The organism is Methanococcoides sp. (assembly GCF_030594565.1).
Classification (GTDB): Archaea; Halobacteriota; Methanosarcinia; order Methanosarcinales; family Methanosarcinaceae; genus Methanococcoides; species Methanococcoides seepicolus.
Genome location: NZ_JAUVEY010000163.1, coordinates 1 through 4412 on the forward strand (window position 1 = coordinate 1; position 4412 = coordinate 4412).

Sequence of the window (4412 nt, forward strand, 5' to 3'; positions counted from 1 at the left end):
AATTCAGATATCTTTTCACACATTATATTTTATCCAAACTAACATCGGAGATCCAAAACCATGACCGATATCCTCATCACAAACACAAAGGTCTTCTACAACAATATTCTGCAGCCCGGTGAAATTCAGATCAATGACGGAAAGATCCAACGGATAGCAAAGAATATCACTTCAGCAGACCCTGATCTCCTTATCGATGCAAAGGGAGCATTGACCATCCCTGCTGGCATCGATGTACATGTGCATTTCAGGGAACCGGGGATGGTAAAGAAAGAGGATTGGTACACAGGGTCATGTTCAGCGGCTGCTGGTGGTACTACTACTGTTATCGAGCATCCGAACACCATTCCACCTACTATCAGCAAGTCATCATTCAAAGAAAAACTTAAACTTGCAAACCGCAAATCGGTAATTGATTTCGGCATCAATGGCGGTGTAACAAAGAACCTTGAGTCACTTTCCCTTCTCTGGGAATTGGGAGTCACATCGTTTGGTGAGATATTCATGGCCGAGTCCACAGGCGGGCTAAATATAAATGAAGAGGACTTTTCGGAAGCTCTCGGAATTATCAAGGAGCTTAATGCTGTCGCCTGCATCCATGCCGAGGATGAGAACATCCGTCTTGAGAATGAGAAATTGCTAAAAAATGATCTATCTCCGAATTCACATTCCAGGATACGCTCGAATCTGTGTGAGGGGATTGCTGTCCAGAATGCACTTGAGGTGATCGCAGAAAAGGGAACAAGGTCACACTTTTGTCACATCAGTACACTTGATGCATTGGGTCTGATACGCAAAGAGGCATATGTGGCCAAAAATGAAGGACGTGAGAGCAAAGTCACCTGTGAGACGGCACCACACCACCTTTTCCTTTCGACAAGGGACTGGGACAGGCTTGGTACTTTCGGGAAGATGAACCCCCCACTGCGTGATCGCAGGAACGTAAAAGCGCTGATGAATGCCGTAAATGATGGTACTGTAAATGCGATAGCTTCCGATCATGCACCGCATTCCGAATTTGATAAGGACCTTGATATCAGAAGTGCACCCTCCGGTGTGCCAGGTGTGGAGACACTTATGCCACTTATGCTCATGGCCGTCAAGAAGAACCTGCTTCCAATTGGCAGGATGATCGAGGTAACAAGCCGAAACCCTGCTCGTATCTTTGGTCTTGATACAAAGCATTCAAAGGGCGTATTTGCTGAAGGGTATGATGCTGATCTGATCATTGTGGATACACATACAGCTGCCCCCATAAAAGCAGACAAACTTCACAGTAAAGCCGGATGGACCCCATTTGAGAACATGGATGCAATATTTCCGAATATGACCATTTCAAAAGGCGAGGTCATCTGGGATGGGGAGCTAATTGCCGAGAAGGGGCGTGGTAAATTCCTTGAAGGTAATGGCTACACTGAGAAAAAATGATGGACATAAAGTTCACATCTGTGTACATAAATGTAAATGCTTAAATACTTAGAAACCAACCTATTTCTATGGCTCGAAATAAGTTTCCTGTTCACACTACATTAAGTTCTGAAGCTATTAAGATACTTGAACGATATGAAAAGGAACTCGGAGCCAAGAACCTGGTACTTGAAAAGGCCTTGCTGTCACTTGACAGTACCAAGTTCAAATCCAAGATAGATATCAACAATATCGATAAAGCCATAAAGAGAATAGGCACAGGTGTGTTTGGACTCGACGAAATGCTTGAAGGCGGTATTCCAAAAGGTTTCTCCGTGGTCGTCACAGGACCCCCAGGCACAGGCAAAACAACTCTTGGTATGCAATTTTTAATGGAAGGCGTAAAAGCTGATGAAAAGTGTCTTTTCTTTTCATTTGAAGAACGTATCCCACAGCTCATCCAGCATTTCATGCGGTTTGGCTGGGACCTTGGAAGCCACATCGATGATGGATATCTTGAGATCTTCGGGATGTCAATGCTGACATTTGAAGATATCGGTGAGATAATAGAAACCTACAAACCACAAAGAATAGTGTTCGATTCACTGAATGTGTTCACTGATCCGCAAGAGTTCCGTAGATCCGTTTCCTGGCGTTCTTTGCATAAACTTCTCAAAAAGATGAACATCACCACACTCCTTGTTACTGAAAAGGAATTTGGTATAAGAACAAGGGTATATGACACATATGATTTTGTAGGCGATGGCATAATATTCCTGGACAAGATACAGGTAAACGAAGTAGAGCCTACTCTCACACCTGTTATGGCAGTCCAGAAGATGAGGGCTACAAAAGTTGACACAACGCCTCAGCCATTCAGGTTTACAGATAAAGGGATCGCAAAATATAGAACTGTCAATCTCATGGCAAACAAACTTCAGGAAAGAATGAATGCGGCTCATAGTCCCTTATCAGAGGAACCACGAGACCAGTGAAGCCAAGATCGCTGTAACATATATTGCTTTGAACATTCCAACTCCGCCGATGCTAATAACGGCACTTCCCTTTTTTTCCCTGTCGACCATCAAAAGAGTAGCTATGCTTCCAAAAATTATTCCGCCTATGCCGGAAATGAATATGACAGATGCTACGTTATCAGGGGAGATTATAAGTGCAAAAGGAATAGCAAGCATACCTATGTAATCAGGTACAATAACACCTATACCATTTCTAAATTCAGATAGGAATATAACAGCTACCATCATTATCAACATAACTTCAAGGGCAACGAAGTCCGTCTGGAATACGATAAGGAATATCATTACAAGGAAAGGTATGATAAATCCACCGAAGTTCAGGGAGATCACAGTGTTAAAAGCCTGTTTACTGCTGTAGGAAAGCTCCTTTACCAGTGGGATCGAAAACATCTCTTCAAGGATCAGTGCATCCTTATCAAGTGCCTGAAGCTTCTTTGTTTTAATGGAGCTTACCGGAATCTCAATGTTTGCAGTAACAAGCATTATGACCAGAATTAGAAACAGTGGTAAAGAGGATATTACGCTTAAAGACAGTTCTTTCTGATAGCATAGGAATGCCATAGGCAAAAGCATAAAGCCAAATAGCATAAACATGCGTTTTTCCGAATTATTGATATAGCCTCTCATTTGTTCTCTCTTATAAATAGCCCTTTTTTAGTTCTTAAATATTTCTAAAGAATATTCAATTAAAAGTTAAGACCGGACAGTTCATTTTAAAATTCCAGGGAGATCTTTAAAAATAGCAATGCTTTTTGCAGAGGGTATTATATGAGATTTTGTCCACATCATTGTTTATTTTATATTCAGAATATGGCAACTCCCTACAACGATTATGAATTTGAAAAAAGAATGGATATCCCCTCACATATCCCTGTTATCAATAACCCTCTTGCTCTTTTTCTCACTGCGTGGAAGCTCCCCCATTCCGACACATTCCACATCCACACTGATGCCTATAAAGTCCCTGAAGGCTTTCTTCAATAAACCTGCTCTGTTCCTGTTGTTCTCAAAATCATTTGCACCATCTATCTCGACCCTGAATAACATTGAATCCCTGCCCTGGTTCCTTTCAAGAACTATCTGGTATTCGCTGCTGACACCTTCGACCCTCTGTATGACATCCTCGATCTGGCCGGGATAGACGTTGACACCTTTGATCTTTATTCTGTCATCGGTACGTCCCAGCAGGCGGTCTATGCGAGGGAAGGGGCATCCACATTTGCAGGGCTCGGGGATGATACGTGTAAGGTCCCTCGTCCTGTAACGTATAAGGGGTGCACCTTCCTTTGTCAGGGTCGTTATGACAAGTTCCCCAAGGGTACCTTCAGGCAACCTCTCTTCTGTGACAGGGTCGATGATCTCAAAGAGCAGGTGGTCTGACCAGTAGTGAAGACCATCATGCATGGAGCAATCTATGGCAATACCGGGTCCGTATATCTCGGTGAGACCGAAGATGTCAAAGGTCTCGATCCCTAGCTCTTGTTCGATACGGGACCTCATCTTAGGGCTCCACCTCTCGGAACCTATGATTCCTACCTTCAGATCGATATTGTCCCTCAAACCTCTTTTGTTGATCTCCTCTGCAAGGAGGAGGGCATAGGACGAGGTGCTGGCAAGGGCAGTGGACTTGAGGTCGTGCAGCATCTGTAACTGTTTTTCTGTATTTCCCGGTCCTGTTGGAACCGCCATTGCTCCCAGAAGCTCGGCACCTGCCTGAAAACCTATGCCTGCAGTCCAAAGTCCGTATCCGGGTGTGATCTGTATCCTGTCATTTTTTGTAAGACCTGCCATCTGATAGCAGCGCATCATCATATCTGCCCATGCATCAACATCCCCCTGTGTATATGGGATGATGACCGGGCTGCCTGTCGTACCTGATGATGAATGTATCCTTATTATATCCTCATCCGGTACAGCCTGAAGACCCAGTGGATAGGCATCCCGCAATTCCTCTTTAGTTGTTAACGG

At 43.8% G+C, this 4412-nt stretch carries 4 protein-coding genes; 2 read left to right on the plus strand and 2 right to left on the minus strand.

Annotated features, from left to right (window positions below):
* Nucleotides 1-60: 60 nt before the first annotated feature.
* Both QAS77_RS10755 and QAS77_RS10760 read left to right on the plus strand, forming a co-directional pair.
* Nucleotides 61-1428 (plus strand): dihydroorotase, encoded by a 1368-nt coding sequence (locus QAS77_RS10755; RefSeq protein ID WP_305065503.1) that lies wholly within the window; start codon nucleotides 61-63, stop codon nucleotides 1426-1428.
* Between the two features lie 68 nt (nucleotides 1429-1496).
* Complete coding sequence (locus QAS77_RS10760) at nucleotides 1497-2402, plus strand: RAD55 family ATPase (protein ID WP_305065505.1); 906 nt, start codon at nucleotides 1497-1499, stop codon at nucleotides 2400-2402.
* Here the strand turns inward: QAS77_RS10760 and QAS77_RS10765 are convergent.
* Nucleotides 2379-3005 (minus strand): DUF1614 domain-containing protein, encoded by a 627-nt coding sequence (locus QAS77_RS10765; RefSeq protein ID WP_250868251.1) that lies wholly within the window; start codon nucleotides 3003-3005, stop codon nucleotides 2379-2381. The two genes, QAS77_RS10760 and QAS77_RS10765, sit on opposite strands and share 24 nt — an antisense overlap.
* Before the next feature lie 300 nt (nucleotides 3006-3305).
* On the minus strand, nucleotides 3306-4412 hold a 1107-nt coding region (locus tag QAS77_RS10770), incomplete at its 5' end, for a phenylacetate--CoA ligase family protein (protein ID WP_305065508.1).